General features: G+C 43.2%; 11 protein-coding genes. 3 read left to right on the top strand and 8 right to left on the bottom strand.

Annotation, left to right across the window (positions count from 1 at the left end):
* Positions 1 to 71 precede the first annotated feature (71 nt).
* Positions 72 to 2,363 (top strand): GH92 family glycosyl hydrolase, encoded by a 2,292-nt coding sequence (locus ACE38W_RS09240; RefSeq protein WP_375830277.1) that lies wholly within the window; start codon positions 72 to 74, stop codon positions 2,361 to 2,363.
* A 53-nt stretch (positions 2,364 to 2,416) separates the two neighbouring features.
* Here the strand turns inward: ACE38W_RS09240 and ACE38W_RS09235 are convergent, their stop codons facing one another.
* From ACE38W_RS09235 to ACE38W_RS09200, 8 genes are all read right to left on the bottom strand, one after another.
* On the bottom strand, positions 2,417 to 3,769 hold the full coding sequence (locus ACE38W_RS09235) for a Fic family protein (protein WP_375830275.1): 1,353 nt from the start codon (positions 3,767 to 3,769) through the stop codon (positions 2,417 to 2,419).
* Between the two features lie 144 nt (positions 3,770 to 3,913).
* Entirely contained in the window at positions 3,914 to 7,318 is a 3,405-nt protein-coding gene (locus ACE38W_RS09230) for a ThuA domain-containing protein (RefSeq protein WP_375830274.1), read from the bottom strand.
* A 27-nt stretch (positions 7,319 to 7,345) separates the two neighbouring features.
* Positions 7,346 to 8,074 (bottom strand): ThuA domain-containing protein, encoded by a 729-nt coding sequence (locus ACE38W_RS09225; protein WP_375830273.1) that lies wholly within the window; start codon positions 8,072 to 8,074, stop codon positions 7,346 to 7,348.
* 124 nt (positions 8,075 to 8,198) lie between these two features.
* Positions 8,199 to 8,915, bottom strand: coding sequence for a DUF1080 domain-containing protein (locus tag ACE38W_RS09220; RefSeq protein ID WP_375830272.1), 717 nt, complete (start codon positions 8,913 to 8,915; stop codon positions 8,199 to 8,201).
* Positions 8,916 to 8,945: 30 nt separating this feature from the next.
* Complete coding sequence (locus ACE38W_RS09215; RefSeq protein WP_375830270.1) at positions 8,946 to 9,347, bottom strand: c-type cytochrome; 402 nt, start codon at positions 9,345 to 9,347, stop codon at positions 8,946 to 8,948.
* 35 nt (positions 9,348 to 9,382) lie between these two features.
* Positions 9,383 to 10,438 (bottom strand): sugar phosphate isomerase/epimerase family protein, encoded by a 1,056-nt coding sequence (locus ACE38W_RS09210; RefSeq protein WP_375830269.1) that lies wholly within the window; start codon positions 10,436 to 10,438, stop codon positions 9,383 to 9,385.
* Positions 10,439 to 10,462: 24 nt separating this feature from the next.
* Positions 10,463 to 11,626 carry a Gfo/Idh/MocA family protein gene (locus ACE38W_RS09205; RefSeq protein ID WP_375830268.1) on the bottom strand — a complete coding sequence of 388 codons (1,164 nt, stop codon included), beginning with the start codon at positions 11,624 to 11,626 and terminating at the stop codon, positions 10,463 to 10,465.
* A gap of 30 nt (positions 11,627 to 11,656) precedes the next feature.
* Positions 11,657 to 12,946: a sugar MFS transporter gene (locus tag ACE38W_RS09200; protein WP_375830265.1), complete on the bottom strand. Its 1,290-nt coding sequence runs from the start codon at positions 12,944 to 12,946 to the stop codon at positions 11,657 to 11,659.
* A gap of 173 nt (positions 12,947 to 13,119) precedes the next feature.
* Here ACE38W_RS09200 and ACE38W_RS09195 point away from each other — a divergent pair, with 173 nt between their 5' ends.
* Both ACE38W_RS09195 and ACE38W_RS09190 read left to right on the top strand, forming a co-directional pair.
* Positions 13,120 to 13,713 carry an RNA polymerase sigma-70 factor gene (locus ACE38W_RS09195; RefSeq protein ID WP_375830263.1) on the top strand — a complete coding sequence of 198 codons (594 nt, stop codon included), beginning with the start codon at positions 13,120 to 13,122 and terminating at the stop codon, positions 13,711 to 13,713.
* Positions 13,714 to 13,809: 96 nt separating this feature from the next.
* A complete protein-coding gene (locus tag ACE38W_RS09190; protein ID WP_375830261.1) occupies positions 13,810 to 14,814 on the top strand; it encodes a FecR family protein in 1,005 nt (334 codons plus the stop codon).
* Positions 14,815 to 15,146: the final 332 nt, after the last annotated feature.

The following is a 15,146-nucleotide window of genomic DNA, read 5'->3' as shown; positions in this document are numbered from 1 at the left end:
TCATTGTTCACTGTAAATATTTCATCCCGATTCTTCGGGATGTCTTTTTTTAAGCCATTTAAATATCAACCATGAAGCAAATACTATTACCTGTTTTTCTGCTTGCCACCTTGCATACTTATGCACAGGAAGATGTGTTGCAGTACGTAAAACCCATTACTGGTACGCAACGTATGGGGCATACCTATCCCGGCGCCACGGTGCCTTTCGGGGCTGTGCAACTCAGTCCTGAAACTGATACCATTCCCTATGAAATGAACGGAAAATATAACCCGGATGTTTATAAATATTGTGCAGGTTATCAGTACGAGGATAAAACAATTGTAGGCTTCTCTCATACACATTTCAGTGGTACGGGGCACTCCGATCTTGGAGATATATTGATCATGCCTACGGTCGGCAAATTACAATTAAATCCAGGTACGGCAGATCATCCTGAAAGCGGCTATCGTTCTACGTTTTCACACAGTGATGAAGTGTCGGCACCAGGCTATTATAAAGTAAAACTCCAGGAGCCAGACGTTACCGCTGAAATGACAGCTACCAATCGGGTGGGTTTTCATAAGTATACTTTCAATGCTGGTGGCCCCGCACATATCATTCTGGATATGATGTACAACATCTATAATTATGAAAATAAGAATGTATGGACGTATATCCGTGTTGAAAATGACTCTCTGATAACTGGTTTTAGGCAAACTAACGGTTGGGCACGTACGAGAACGGTGTATTTTGCTATTGCCTTCTCCAAACCATTTAAAACATATGGTCAGCGTAATTATGCCAATGATGTGTATCGTGGCTTCTGGCGTAAGTTTGATCAGACAAAGAATTTTCCTGAAATGGCCGGAAAGCAGATCCGCGCTTATTTCGACTTTGATGTAAAACCTGGCGATAATGTAGAATTAAAAGTGGCACTTTCTCCGGTAAGCACTGCTGGCGCATTGAAGAATTTGGCCGCAGAAGCACCAGGGTGGGACTTCTCCACTGTAAGAAATTCCGCAGCATCTCTCTGGACAAAAGAATTAAATAAAATACATATCGAATCTTCCAGTAAAGAAGAAAAAGAAAACTTCTATACTGCCATGTATCATGCGTTTATCAATCCTACCACTTATATGGATGTAGATGGAAACTATCGTGGATTGGATATGAATGTTTATAACACAAACGGATATACGAATTATACAACATTTTCCTTGTGGGATACCTATAGGGCTTTGCATCCTTTCTTTAATGTGATACAACCTTCGCGCAATGCGGATATGGTGCGTTCCATGCTGTCACATTATGAGCAAAGTGCACAACATATGTTGCCAATCTGGGCACATTATGCAAATGAAAACTGGTGTATGATCGGTTATCATAGTGTTTCCGTTATTGCAGATGCTATCATGAAAGGGAATGCGCCTTTTGATGCCAACAAAGCCCTGGACGCTTGCATAACCACCGCCAGACATCGTTCTTACGATGGGCTGGGTTATTACATCGACAAAGGTTATATCCCTGAGGATAAGGAAGGTTCTTCTGTATCTAAAGTGCTGGAGTATGCTTACGACGACTGGTGCATAGCGCAGGTGGCTAAAAAATTAGGGCGGCAAGAAATCTACGATGAATTCATCAAACGGTCTTTGAACTATAAAAATGTTTACGATCGAAGCACTGGTTTTATGCGTCCTCGATTAAGCGATGGTAACTTCAAGCAGGATTTTGATCCTCTGCAAACACATGACCAGGGCTTCATTGAAGGGAATGCATGGAACTATAGTTTATACGTTCCTCAATATCCTGCAGATATGATTACCATGATGGGGGGCAAAAAAGCATTTGCGCGTCATCTGGATTCCTTATTCACCATGGAGTTGCCGGATAAATATTTTGCAGAAACAGAAGATATTACCAGAGATGGAATCATCGGAAATTATGTTCATGGAAACGAGCCTTCTCACCATGTAGTATATCTTTATAATCATACGGACCAGCCTTGGAAAACGCAGGACAGAGTGCGTATGATATTGAAGAAGATGTATCACCCTGGTCCTGATGGATTAGGTGGTAATGATGACTGTGGGCAGATGAGTGCCTGGTATATATTTTCTTCTTTAGGTTTTTATCCGATGTGTCCGGGTTCTGATCAGTATGAGCTGGGAAGTCCGGCTGTGGATAAAGCCACATTGCAGCTAGAAAACGGCAAAACCTTTGTGGTGGAAGCTAAGAATCAGAGCGATAAAAACGTGTATGTACAGCAGGTATTACTGAATGGCAAGCCGTGGAAACAGCTGACTATTTCACATGCAGATATCATGAACGGTGGTACGCTGACGTTTGTGATGGGAGCTAAAGCGAAGGACTATACGAAATAAGATTAAATGGATATAAACTAAAAGGTCACTTCGGGAGAAGTGACCTTTTAGTTTTATTTAATAGATTCCTGCTTTATTCTTTCGAAGACTTCTCTGATAGAGGTTTCTATGATTGTTTTCTGGTCTTGTTTGGTTAGATGATGAGTATATTCAAATGAAAAAGATTTATCATGCCCTGTCCTGATAACATAGTTCATTCGCAGGAAATCTATAAAAATTCCTTCTTCTATATTAAAGGAAGACCTTGAGTTGAAATTATATTCCTCAAGTGAAATAACAATACCTATTGAATGAATCACGTCCGATTCCGATTCCTTTACAATGTTTTGATTGGATTCATCATTTTCTTTTATACATGAATCAAGTTCCTGAAGGGTTTTAAAATATTCACTATTTAGGATGTAAGTAGTCTCCCTGCTTTTAAAGAGGCTGTTAAAAATATTGCAGCCTTCCGCAAATTGTTGAAAAAGCCCCTTAATGTCGGAATTACTATATACTCCAAAAGCATTTACTGTATTCCTGTAAAGCGTTTGGTGTTTCTGTGCTAAAGTTTCTTTCATCCAAAGCTCTATTTCCTTTTTGAGATCTGCATCTTCATCCAGAATTTCACCTGTAGCTGCTTTGATGTATAATTCCAAACTCCATATCAGTTGTTTTTCTATATATGATATGAAGACATCTAAATCACCAATATCGGCATCATTTAATGCATTGAGGTAATTCTTTTTGTCATCAGATTTAATAATTACAGGAGGATAATTATGTCTTAATAGAACATAATTCATTAACAACCTGGACATTCTTCCATTTCCATCATCAAAAGGATGCATTCTTACAAACCGATAATGTAGCAAAGCTGCCAGCTGCACAGGATGTAAGCCTCCGCCTTCCTCCTCTTTTCTGTACCAGTCTACCATATCCTGCATTTCAGCAGGCGTGGCGTCTGGGGATGTATAGTGGAAAATTTTTCCATTTGAAAGCTGTACGTGATTGGGAGATGTTTTGTAAACACCGACCTGTATTTGCTTGCGGGAGAGCTGACCGGTGGCTGTTATAGCATCTCTCCAATAAGGTCGAACCAATAAAACTTCGTGTAAATTTCTTATTGCAGATTTAGAAAGTGGTCTTTCCTTATCATCAGCCATTTCCTGAATTATTTCGAATGCCACATCATGTGCCTTCATCTCTTCATACTCGCGAAAGTCGTGGTTGCCGGTAGTCTTATCAAAAATGAGCAATAATTTTGTTTCGCCATAAGTAAGTGTATTACCCTCAATATGATTGGAGTTATAGTTGAATTCCAGCCGCACTTTTCTGTTAATGCGGTCTCTGAATTCGGGCTTAATCGGCTCAAAACCCTTTAGCCTTTCAGCGAGTTCATTTATTTTCAGAAGGTAATTGTTCATAACAGCCGATGGGGTAAATATTACTATGAATTTCCTCAAAAAATCTGGCGCCACCAAATCTCTTGAGAAGCGGCTTAAATTTTAAACATAAAAAAGGCGGCCTCCCCAAAGCTTGGAGAGGCCGCCTTTGATAGATTAATATGCTTATCCTTTCAGTGCTACCGTAGTAATACCAAGAGAAACGCTTTGTTTAGGATCCAATGGTTTAAACATCAGTTTGAGTGTATGTTTCTTACCATCTGTTATCGGAGCCAGTTTAATAGCGCCACTATTTGGTGCCTTAGGTACTGCTCCGGGGCCGAGTACCGTGTTGCCTACCGGATTGCCATCTACGATAGCATCCACTGTGAAACCAGCTTGGGTAGGCATCAATATCATATATACTACATCAATGCCATTTACATCTGTAAGATCTAAATCTTTGTATTCGACGGCACTTTCGTTGGTGCCTGGCACCAGGAATTTCATACCATTCATTTCGAAAGTAGCAGCACCGTCAGATTTAGAGAAGCTACCAGCAGGAATACGTGGACTGCGTAATTCAGCCACAGCACTGCCTGTCATCGGTTTGATACCTACTGCACCTTTGTCTGTGTAAGATGCAGACAGATAGAATACGCCATCATCTTTGATTTCGCCTTTCAGACTTGGGTTCAGGCTGCCCGTTGCTGGCAGCGATGGAACTTTAACAGTAGCACCACCGATGGAATAAATGTATTCAACCAGTTGCTTAGCTTCAATCATAGAAAAGCCAGGATGTGCAGACATAGCGGTTTCGCCCCATACGCCGCCACCACCGCTGATGATTTTGTGTGCCAGTTTTTCTGGTGCTGAAGGATCTGATTTGTATTTGTCTGCCACCTGTTTAAAGGACGGCCCGATTGACTTTTCATCAGTTTTATGACAAGTTTTACAGTCAGATATTTCCATGATATTTTTACCGGCGATAGCGCCAGTAATAACCTGGTGGCCTTGCGGTGCAGCGGCTTTGTCGTTGCCCTGGATATAATCCGCTTTCACGAAGAGGTCTGTCAGATCTGTGATTACGCCTCCTTTAGGCGCATCCTCATGGTCTGTTACAGATACTGCGTATTTAACCGCCTTACCAGGGAAATAGAACATCTTATTACCTGTAATATCAATTTTTACAACAGGTGCCTCATTACCGGCGTATACCGGAATTTCACGGCTACGTGTTTTGGCACCATTGGCATCTATAACCTCAACGGCTACACTATATTCACCTGCTGTGGTATAAGTATAGTCGATAGTAGGTTCGGTAGTTTCTTTCTTATTGCCATTACCAAAATACCAGAGGTAGGTCAGTTTATCTCCATCAGGATCTTTACTGCCTTTAGCAGAAAGCTTCACGGTAAATGGCAGGCTGCCATTCAATTTGTCTACTTCCAAATCTGCTACAGGAGCGCGATTGCCACCATTGAAATCAATACGTGATAATCCTGCATCCGCATTTTTACTAAACCAGCCATTACCATATTCCAGTACATATAAACGACCATCAGGACCCATTTCCATATCGATAGGCGCATTCAGCTTCAGGTGAGGCATGAAGCGTTCCATTTTGGAATAGTTATAATCTTTGTCCAGCGTTACTGCCATGATCCAACCACGGATCCAATCGTAGATAAACAATTTATCATTATAATAATCCGGAAAACGTGTTTCTTTTGGATAGTATTCAGAATGGTAAACAGGGCCTGCTTCTGCATTACGGCCACCAGAGCCTACCAGCGGGAATTCTGCTGATTTGCCGTAAGGATACCAGATCATTGCAGGAACGGGAGGAGGTAATTCTGTCAGGCCAGTATTATTCCTGGAAGTATTTACAGGCTTCTTAGGATCGTACCAGTTGCCACTCTTACCGGTTTCATAATCAAACTCACGATAAGGCTTGTTATTGGCAATGAACATTGGATAACCATAGTAACCGGCTTTCTTCGCCTGGTTTACTTCATCATAGCCACGAGGGCCACGCAATGAATCATCTTCATTGGCATCCGGGCCTACTTCTCCCCAATACACATAACCTGTTTTCTGGTCTACAGAAATACGATATGGATTACGAGTGCCCATCGCAAAAATCTCTGGTTTAGTCTTCGGCGTTCCCTTAGGGAAGAGGTTTCCGTCAGGAATAGTGTAACTACCATCTTCCTGTACTTTTATACGAAGAATTTTACCACGCAGGTCATTGGTATTGGAAGATGTGCGACGACCATCATATTGCAGATGCCCTGGTCTGTCGTCCGTTGGGCCGAATGATTTAGTGGTATATTTTTGATTAGGCTCATCGAATGGCGTGGTATTATCGCCAGTAGAGAGATACAGCAGTTTATCCGGGCCAAATGCAATAGAGCCGCCGGTATGGCAGCAGATGTTACGTTGAGAATAGAATTGCAGGATGGTTTTTTCAGAAGCCATATCTAGTTTATCATTCTCAAATTTGAAACGGGAAAGTCTGTTTACAGATGTATCCGCAGGAGAATACATGATGTAGATGTAGTGATTGGTTTTGAAGTCAGGATCTGCAGCCAGTCCGAGGAAACCTTCTTCAGCATTTACATTAGGCACTTCTGCTTTGAAGTATACTTTGAGGAATCCAACCTGGGTAAGTGTTTTATCTGCCTGTTTATAGAGCATCAACTCACCGCGGCGTTGTGCCACGAGGATATCCAGGTTAGGGAGTATAGTCATTTCCGTTGGTTCAAAGAACTGACCGGAAGTAAGCACGTTTTTAGTGAAGCGATCTTCTGCAGGAACGCGCTGTGTAGTGGCTTTGCTATAGTCCAGTAGCTGGTTTTCGCCGATGGCATATTTCACACCTGCTTTCAGTTGGTTAAGGAAATTCTCTTCTTTGTAAGATTCCTCTGTATGTCCCATACCTGTATAGAATGCGCGACCACCATCGTAGTCGTGGTACCAGGCGATAGGATGATTGTTGTTCATGGTTCCACCTTTATAGGTAGTTTCATCCAGTTTGATGAGTACTTTAACGGTGGTATCATAGTTTTTAAAATTGTACCATTCATCGATATGATTGAATGATGGCGGCATTTTGAACGGATCGAAGAATTTTTGGTTTGCAACATCCAGTTTGGCTTCATGTACGCCTTCAGGGTGGTTGGCGAATTGCGCGCCTACCAGGTGATTGTACCAACCCCATTCATATTCAGTGTCAGTGCCGGCGTGTACACCTACAAAGCCGCCGCCTGCCTGTATGTATCTTTCAAAATCAGCTTCCTGATAATTGTCCAGTACATCGCCGGTAGTATTCAGGAATACGACAGCAGCGTATTGCGCCAATGTATCTTCATTGAACTTAGAAGCATCTTCAGTGGTATCAACACTGATGTTGAGGTCAGTAGCTATTTTTTGCTGAAAGGCAGCAATGCCTGCTGGTATGGAGGCATGGCGGAAGCCCATAGTTTTTGTGAATACAAGAATTCTTGGTTTGCCCTCTCTTTTTTTACCGCAACTGGAAATGGTAGCTACAAGCGCTACTAGCAGAAGCAGTCTGGAAATAGGTTTCATGATGGGAGAAAATAAATTAGTTAACAATTATTTTGACTTGATATTGGCTGCATACTGGATGCCACCGAGCAGGTGCTGGAGGTAGGCAGGATCGTCGTACGACTCTTTAGTATGGCCTAATTCAGTATAGAAAGCGCGGCCACCTTCGAAGTCGTGGTACCATGCCATGGGATGATTATCACCATTTTTTCCACCTTCATAGGTAGATTCATCTATTTTAATGAGTACATGGATATCAGGGTTGATATCTTTAAAATTGTACCATTCGTCTTTTCGAGTCCAGTTATCAGGGAGATGTTTGGTAGCGATATTGGATTTATCGACTACGTGGAGTGTGGCAATCTGTTGTTTAGGATGGCTGGTGAAGTATGCGCCAGCCAGTTTGCCGTACCATGGCCAATCGTACTCGGTATCAGTGGCAGCGTGTATTCCCATATAGCCGCCTCCTTTGTGGATATATTTGATGAAGGCTTCTTGTTGGGCGCTGTCGAGAACATCACCGGTGGTACTGCTGAAAATAACCGCATCATATTTTTTCAGGTTGTCGTAGGTGAAAACAGCTGCATCTTCTGTAGTATCTACTGCGAAATTGTTTTGCTGTCCCAGTTTCATGATGGCCGCTTTAGCAACGGGAATACAATCATGCCGGAACCCTTTTGTTTTAGAAAATACGAGTACGCGGTATTTATGTTTTGCACTGACAGAAATGGCTGTCACCAGTAATAAAAAGGCGAGGAACGTGGTCACTTTTTTCATCGTATAGACGTGGTTGTTAGATCCTGGAAAATAAAAGAGGCATTAAGCATAAAGCTGCTTAGACAATAGAGTATGTGTAGCTGGCTTTATGCTTGATGCCTCGATATAAAAGACAAGAAACAGCTTAGAGTGCGCGGATTTTAATATCGCGATAAGCTACTTCGTTGCCATGATCCTGTAAAGCGATATGGCCTTTTTGATATTTGCCGAATCCTTTCCAGGTTTTGAATTTACTGTTAGCAACGAGGGCATCCCATTCAGGAGTACCGACGGTAGTTTGAACGGTGGTTACACCATTCAGTTTGAGGGTCAGATGACCATCTTTTTTGATAATCTCAGCGGTGTTCCACTGTCCTACAGGCTTTACGGCCTTGCTGGAAGATTTTACGAGATCATACAGATCGCCAGCATTGTGCTTGATGATTTTTCCATCAGGGTGTTTATCATCGTCCAATACCTGCATTTCAGGACCTGTTTCGTAGGTGTTTTTGTACTCAGGGGATTCGTGAACGCCGAATATGATCCCGCTGTTGCCGCCTTCGGATATTTTCCATTGGATGCTCAGTGCATAGTTTTCATATTCCTCATTGGTCACCAGGTCGCCGCCAGGAGCGCCATTCTTTTTGGCGTTCTGGTCGAGTACGAGGGCCCCATCTTCCACTTTCCATGCAGGACTGGCAGCATCTTTTTGGTAAGTATGCCATCCGGTTGTTGTTTTACCATCGAACAACAGTTTCCAACCTGCTTTTTTCTCTTTAGCAGTAAGGGTATTAGGTTGTTGGGCAAAAGCTGATGTGCAAACGAGTGCTGCGAGTGCAGCAGCCATAATTACTTTTTTCATGCTGGCATTTTGTTATGATGAAAAATCAGGTTATTTGAGCGACAGGATATATTTCACCATTTCCTTAGCGTCATCTTTGGAGATATTGGTGTGTGGCAGCATCGCTACTTCTCCCCAGTTACCAGAGCCACCTTTGATGATTTTATCTGCCAGTTTATCCACATTCTCATCGTTGCTTGGATATTTACCGGCGATATCTTTAAATGAAGGTCCAACTACTTTGATTTCTTCCTTATGACAGGTTTTGCAATCTGACTGTGCCATCAGCTCCTGACCTTTGGTCATTGGCTTATCTGCATTAGGTGATACCATAGAGTTGTCTGCTGCATGTTCCGTTTCGCTGCCCGCCTGTTTCTCAGCAGAGTTGCCACCTCCGCATGCTGCGAAGAATAAAGCACTCATAACAAACGGAGCCAGATATCTCTTTTTCATTTTCTGTTAATTGATTTTTAGTTTGCTTTATATTATCAGATTCCCAATATTCTCTTGTTGAAAGCCTCGTCTGTGGCGGCGCCGGCAAAATCATCGAAAGCTTTTTCGGTTACGCGGATGATATGATCTTTGATGAAAGGAGCGCCTTCTTTTGCGCCATCTTCCGGATGTTTCATGCAGCATTCCCATTCCATTACAGCCCAGCCGGCATAGTCGTACTGTGTTAATTTGCTGAAAACAGATTTGAAATCTACCTGTCCATCACCGAGCGAACGGAATCTTCCCGGACGATCTATCCAAGACTGATATCCGCCGTATACGCCGGAGCGGCCGGTAGGATTGAATTCCGCGTCTTTTACGTGGAAAGCTTTAATTCTTTCGTGATAAATATCGATATATTCCAGGTAATTGAGGCATTGCAATATGAGGTGACTTGGATCATATAGCAGGCAGGCGCGTTTATGGTTGCCGGTGGCTTCCAGGAAACGCTCGTAGCTAGCGCCATCATGCAGGTCTTCTCCAGGATGGATCTCGTAGCATACATCTACACCATATTCTTCGAATTCGTTAAGGATAGGCATCCAGCGTTTTGCCAATTCGGCAAAGCCAGCTTCTACCAGTCCTGATGGACGTTGTGGCCAAGGATACATGGCTGGTGCCCAGAGCAGTGCGCCACTAAAGGTGGCATGTGCATCTAGTCCGAAGTTACGACTGGCCTTAGCAGCAAATTTCAGCTGATTTACTGCCCACTCCGTACGTGCGTTGATGTTATGATGATATTGTGCTGGAGCAAACTGGTCGAACATCTCAGAGAAAGCAGGATTTACTGCTACAAGCTGTCCTTGCAGATGAGTACTCAGTTCTGTAATTTCCAGTCCGGCTTCATTCACGATACCTTTGATTTCATCTGCATAAGTTTTGCTTTCAGCAGCTTTCTGCAGATCGATCAGGCGTCCATCCCAGCTTGGGATCTGTACCCCTTTGAAACCAATAGACGCAGCCCATTCACAGATGCTTTTCAGACTGTTGAAAGGGGCAGCATCGCCCATAAACTGGGCAAGAAAAATACCAGGTCCTTTTATTGTTCTCATAATACCTTTCCGTTTAACCTGTGATTAAATTTCGAAGTTAGTCCATTTAACTTCGCTCTGTGAAGATTTCACTACATTATCAATAAACGCCATACCACGGATACCTTCTTCTACACCAGGAAAATCCAGTGATTCAGCAGATGGTTGAGTGCCGTCGATTTTGGCAGATAATGTTTGTGCGAAATTGCGGTACAGGTTACCGAATGCTTCCAGGTAGCCTTCTGGGTGGCCGCCCGGCGTGCGGGTATTATGTGTCATGTAGGAAGATTGGAAGCTATATCCGTTTCCTGCACGATAGATTTCTGTAGGTTTATCCAGCCATTTTACCAGCAGGGTATTAGGCTCATGTTGCGCCCATTCCAGGCCGCCTTTTTCGCCATACACGCGGATCTTCAGTGCATTCTCTTCACCTGCAGCTACCTGTGATGCCATGAGTACACCAGAAGCGCCATTATCGAAGCGCAGTAATACACCGCCATCATCATCCAATGCACGGCCAGGAACAACGATGTTCAGGTCTGCGCAAAGTTTTTCCAGTTTTGCACCAGTAATATATTCAGCGAGGTTAAAGGCATGTGTACCAATATCTCCCATAGCGCCAGCTTTACCTGAACGTTTAGGGTCTGTTCTCCATGCCGCCTGTGCGTTGCCTTCTCTTTCGCTAAGTTTAGACAACCAGCCTTGTGGATATTCTACCCATACTTTGCGGATTTTTCCGAGGTCGCCGTTTTTCACCATTTGGCGCGCCTGCTTTACCATAGGGTAGCCAGTATAGGTGTGGGTGAGTAGTAAAGAAAGACCGGTAGCTTCTACTTTCGCTTTCAGTTGTTTTGCTTCATCCAGTGAAATGGTGATAGGCTTTTCGATTACTACGTTGAAACCTTTGTCCAGCGCCATCATAGCAGGTTCAAAGTGTGCAAAGTTTGGCGTAACGATCGTTACGAAATCCAATCTTTTATCTGCCGGCATGGCAGCTTCTTTTTCCAGCATTGTTTTGAAATCGGTGTAGGTGCGTTCCGGGTCCAGGAAAAGCATTTTGCCTGAATCCACCGCTATCTCAGGGTTAACACTGAGAGCGCCTGCAACGAGTTCTATAAGACCGTCCATATTGGCGGCGATACGGTGGATCGCACCGATGAAGGCATCTTTTCCGCCTCCAATCATTCCCATTCTGAGCTTGCGTGTCATATATTCAAATCAGCTTTTTGTTTTTATAATTTATGCTACAGCTTTTGCTGCTACTGCGATTTCAGGTTTTTTGCGATTACGCATATAGAAATAAAGTCCGGTAAATGCCAGGATCAGAAATACTGGAATAACCAGTGTGGTATTCAGAATTTCAGGACCGGCAATACCTTGGGCTTTCGCAAATTCTGCTGCTTCCGGCGTGCCTGCGGCTGCGGTGCGATAACTATCTAAAGACGCTCCAGCAGGCAGCTGACGGGAAATGATGCTGTCATAAACACCACCCATAAAGATGGTATAGATAGATACTGCAAACATGCCTGCACCACCCACCAGGTTCATTCCCAATGCACCTGATTCAGGGATGTTTTCAGATACGAAGCCGATCATACAAGGCCAGAAATAGGTTACACCCATACCGAAGATAAATGCAGCAGCAAATACCATGTTACCGCTAACATGCGCCAGCAGGTAAAGGCCGAGGGCAGATAATATAGCAGATATCAGCAATACACCTGTTGGCGACATACGATGCACCACCGGGCCGGCAAAGGCTCTGCCCAAGGTTTGCACACCAGCCGTCATGGCCAGGATGAGAATAGAATTTTCAGTTACGTTTTTGAGCAGGATTTCAATCCACTGACCAGTAAAGAGTTCTGTGATTGCAGTACCGAACATCAGGAAAAAGATCACAACAAACAGCGGTTTTAAGATCGCCATATACATTTCCTTTGTAGAGATACCAGAAGCAACACGCTCTGTAACCGGAAGGTCCAGTTTCAGGAAAAGGTAGCCGTAGAGCAGCGTAGGAAGGATCATAGAACCCACCTGTATCTGCCAGCCAAGGCCTATTTTGCTCATAAAGAATACCAGCAATGCACCTACTACGATGCCTCCAGGGAACCATAGGTGAAAGTGGTTCAGTTTCGTTGTTTTGTTGTCAGGGAAAATAGTAGCTACCAGCGGATTACAGGCTGCTTCCACGGTACCATTAGCCATCCCGATAAACAGTGTAGAGATAAAGAGGGAAGAAAACCCAGTGGCAAATATAGTCAGCAGAATACCGGCAAGGTGCAGGATAAAAGCAGCCAGCAACAGGCGTTTCATACCAATGATATCTACCACAAAACCCCCAATAACAACTGCCAGTGGGAATCCCCAAAATGCTGTACTGGCAATGATCCCCAGCTGTGAAGCGCTAAGATCGAATTGTGTACCCAGCTGACCCAAAATACCGGCACGGATGCCAAAGGACAGGGAGGTTACCAGTAATGCCATACAACTGGCTACAAATAATTTAGATGGCTGAATCGCCTTTGCCATAAACGTGGAGTTTTGTGAATTTTATAAACTTGTAATAAAACGACTAAATTTATAAAAAGTATTCACACTTTTTTGGGTTTTTATGGATGAATGGATTTTTTAAGAAAAAATTTACCTGACCCCAGGTCAGAACGTGACCATACTATATCTACGGAATTAAATTACTATCCCTAATGAATGCCAGCTATTTTACCGACCAGACTTTAATCGGCTTAAAAAACCGTGATAAGTCAGTATTCACCAATGTCTATCAATTGTTATATCCACAATTATTTGTTGCTGCCGCCAATATGGTAGGAAAAGAACAAGCAGAAGAGATTGTCCAGGACGTGTTTTTGTTAATATGGGAGAAAGAGATTCAACTGGAACATCCTGCTGCCTTGAAAAGCTATCTGTACAAAGCTGTTGTTAACCGGGCTATCAATCATCTCAAAAAAGAATCTTCTCATAAAACCCATCTTGATAACATCGCGAAGCTAATGGATGAAAGTTATCTCTGCACTTTTATGGAAGAGCAAGAGCTCCGGGAACGTATTTACTATGCCATTGAACGGTTGCCTCATAAGTGTCAGGAGATATTTAAACTGAGTAGATATACCTCTTTGAAAAATATGGAAATAGCTGAAAAACTAGGTATTTCGGTCAAAACGGTGGAAAATCAGATGACGATTGCCTTAAAGCAATTGCGCGAAGATTTGCTGGGAGCAGCTGCTGCAACATGGTCTCCTGCCGCCAGAAACCTCATTTTACTGCTGGTTGGTATATAATAATATATCTGAATGTAATGGGTTTGCTCAAAAAAAATTTCAACGTTTTTGGGGGATCGTGTTAGCTGATTTGTCTCAGGTATATAATGCTCGTTCGTGGAAAAAAGAGAAAGCAATATTGATTACGAATTTCTGCTGCGTTGCCTACAGTCGCCAGCTGATAATGAATTACAGCAAGCGTTGACAAGCTGGTTACAGCAAGCGTCTGAAAATTCCCGCATATGGCAGGAGTTGACCACACTTTGGGAGCTTTCAGGTACCGCTGTTGCCTGGGATGGGATTGACGTTACCGGGGCTACAAAACGTTTCAGCGATCGACTGGCGCAGTTGCATGGGTATACTATGCCTTTTTTCCGCCTAAGGTGGTTGTATCTCACTGCAGCGGCCTGTTTGGTCATGATAATGGTAGCCATTGGATTTTGGCCAGCAAAACGCCAGTATCAGTCGGCACAATGGGTTACTAAAGCGACGCAAGAAAATATTGATTCCGTTCTCCTTCCCGACCATTCTAAAGTTTATCTGAATCGGTATGCTGTTATTCGGTATCCTATTGCTTTTGGAGCGTCTGCCACCCGGGAAATGACGCTAGATACGGGCGAGGCATTTTTTGAAGTGGCTGGCAACCCTACACAAGCGTTTATTGTTCATAGCGGCAATGCGACTGTACGGGTGCTAGGCACTTCTTTTAATATGAGGGTTTCTAAAGCAAACGTAGTGGTGACGGTGGTTTCAGGGAAAGTGCTACTCCAGGGAGCAGGGAATCAGGGTATGGTGCTGGATGCTGGCTGGGAAGGCCTGCTGGATCCTGGTGTTGACACCATCGGAAAAAGAAAAGCAGATCCTAATATCAGTGCCTGGAAAACAGGCAGGTTGATATTCCAGGATGCAGCGATAACAACTGTTTTCAGGGAATTATCCCGCTATTATAGGAGGTCGATTATATATGTAAATCCAAAACCAATCAAATTAACTAGTAGCTTCAATGTACGTGAGGAAAAACTGGAGGATGTCCTTGAATTATTGTCTGCTGTTCTTGGTGATATTTCATATGAGTACAGGGGGGATACAATTTATGTCCGCCATCGTAAGATAAAAATATAAACTGACTTCCTTCTAATTGCAGTGAAATCGGCATTTTGACAGCCTTGCAGTGGTCACTTTGCAGCAGATATAGGAAAACCAGTCAATTTGGCCTGAATGTAAATTGTATTTTGTTAAAAATCATTTCTTACGTATTATGCCGTTAATTCATCCCGGAATTCCCCAAATTTATTACTAATTTTACAGGCCTTGAAAAGCAGCTATTTAGACTGACACGTTGTCAGCCGGCGCCTTCCAAGCATAATATTTGAGTAACATCAATCCCTGTCTGTCCAACTAACATAACCTGCAACCCACCAAAGGGCGCTGGTTCTGAAGAGATGTAAACTGCA

The sequence above is a fragment of the Chitinophaga sp. Hz27 genome (assembly GCF_042263525.1).
In the GTDB taxonomy this organism is placed as follows: domain Bacteria; phylum Bacteroidota; class Bacteroidia; order Chitinophagales; family Chitinophagaceae; genus Chitinophaga.
The sequence above is the reverse complement of the archived record's forward strand: the minus strand, read 5'-3'. Positions and strand labels throughout refer to the sequence as shown.

What these genes read in the sequence shown, in the direction of transcription:
- ACE38W_RS09240 (WP_375830277.1), top strand. Translation starts at nt 72, where the DNA reads ATGAAGCAAATACTATTACCTGTTTTTCTGCTTGCCACCTTGCATACT.
- ACE38W_RS09235 (WP_375830275.1), bottom strand. Translation starts at nt 3,769, where the DNA reads ATGAACAATTACCTTCTGAAAATAAATGAACTCGCTGAAAGGCTAAAG.
- ACE38W_RS09230 (WP_375830274.1), bottom strand. Translation starts at nt 7,318, where the DNA reads ATGAAACCTATTTCCAGACTGCTTCTGCTAGTAGCGCTTGTAGCTACC.
- ACE38W_RS09225 (WP_375830273.1), bottom strand. Translation starts at nt 8,074, where the DNA reads ATGAAAAAAGTGACCACGTTCCTCGCCTTTTTATTACTGGTGACAGCC.
- ACE38W_RS09220 (WP_375830272.1), bottom strand. Translation starts at nt 8,915, where the DNA reads ATGAAAAAAGTAATTATGGCTGCTGCACTCGCAGCACTCGTTTGCACA.
- ACE38W_RS09215 (WP_375830270.1), bottom strand. Translation starts at nt 9,347, where the DNA reads ATGAAAAAGAGATATCTGGCTCCGTTTGTTATGAGTGCTTTATTCTTC.
- ACE38W_RS09210 (WP_375830269.1), bottom strand. Translation starts at nt 10,438, where the DNA reads ATGAGAACAATAAAAGGACCTGGTATTTTTCTTGCCCAGTTTATGGGC.
- ACE38W_RS09205 (WP_375830268.1), bottom strand. Translation starts at nt 11,626, where the DNA reads ATGACACGCAAGCTCAGAATGGGAATGATTGGAGGCGGAAAAGATGCC.
- ACE38W_RS09200 (WP_375830265.1), bottom strand. Translation starts at nt 12,946, where the DNA reads ATGGCAAAGGCGATTCAGCCATCTAAATTATTTGTAGCCAGTTGTATG.
- ACE38W_RS09195 (WP_375830263.1), top strand. Translation starts at nt 13,120, where the DNA reads ATGAATGCCAGCTATTTTACCGACCAGACTTTAATCGGCTTAAAAAAC.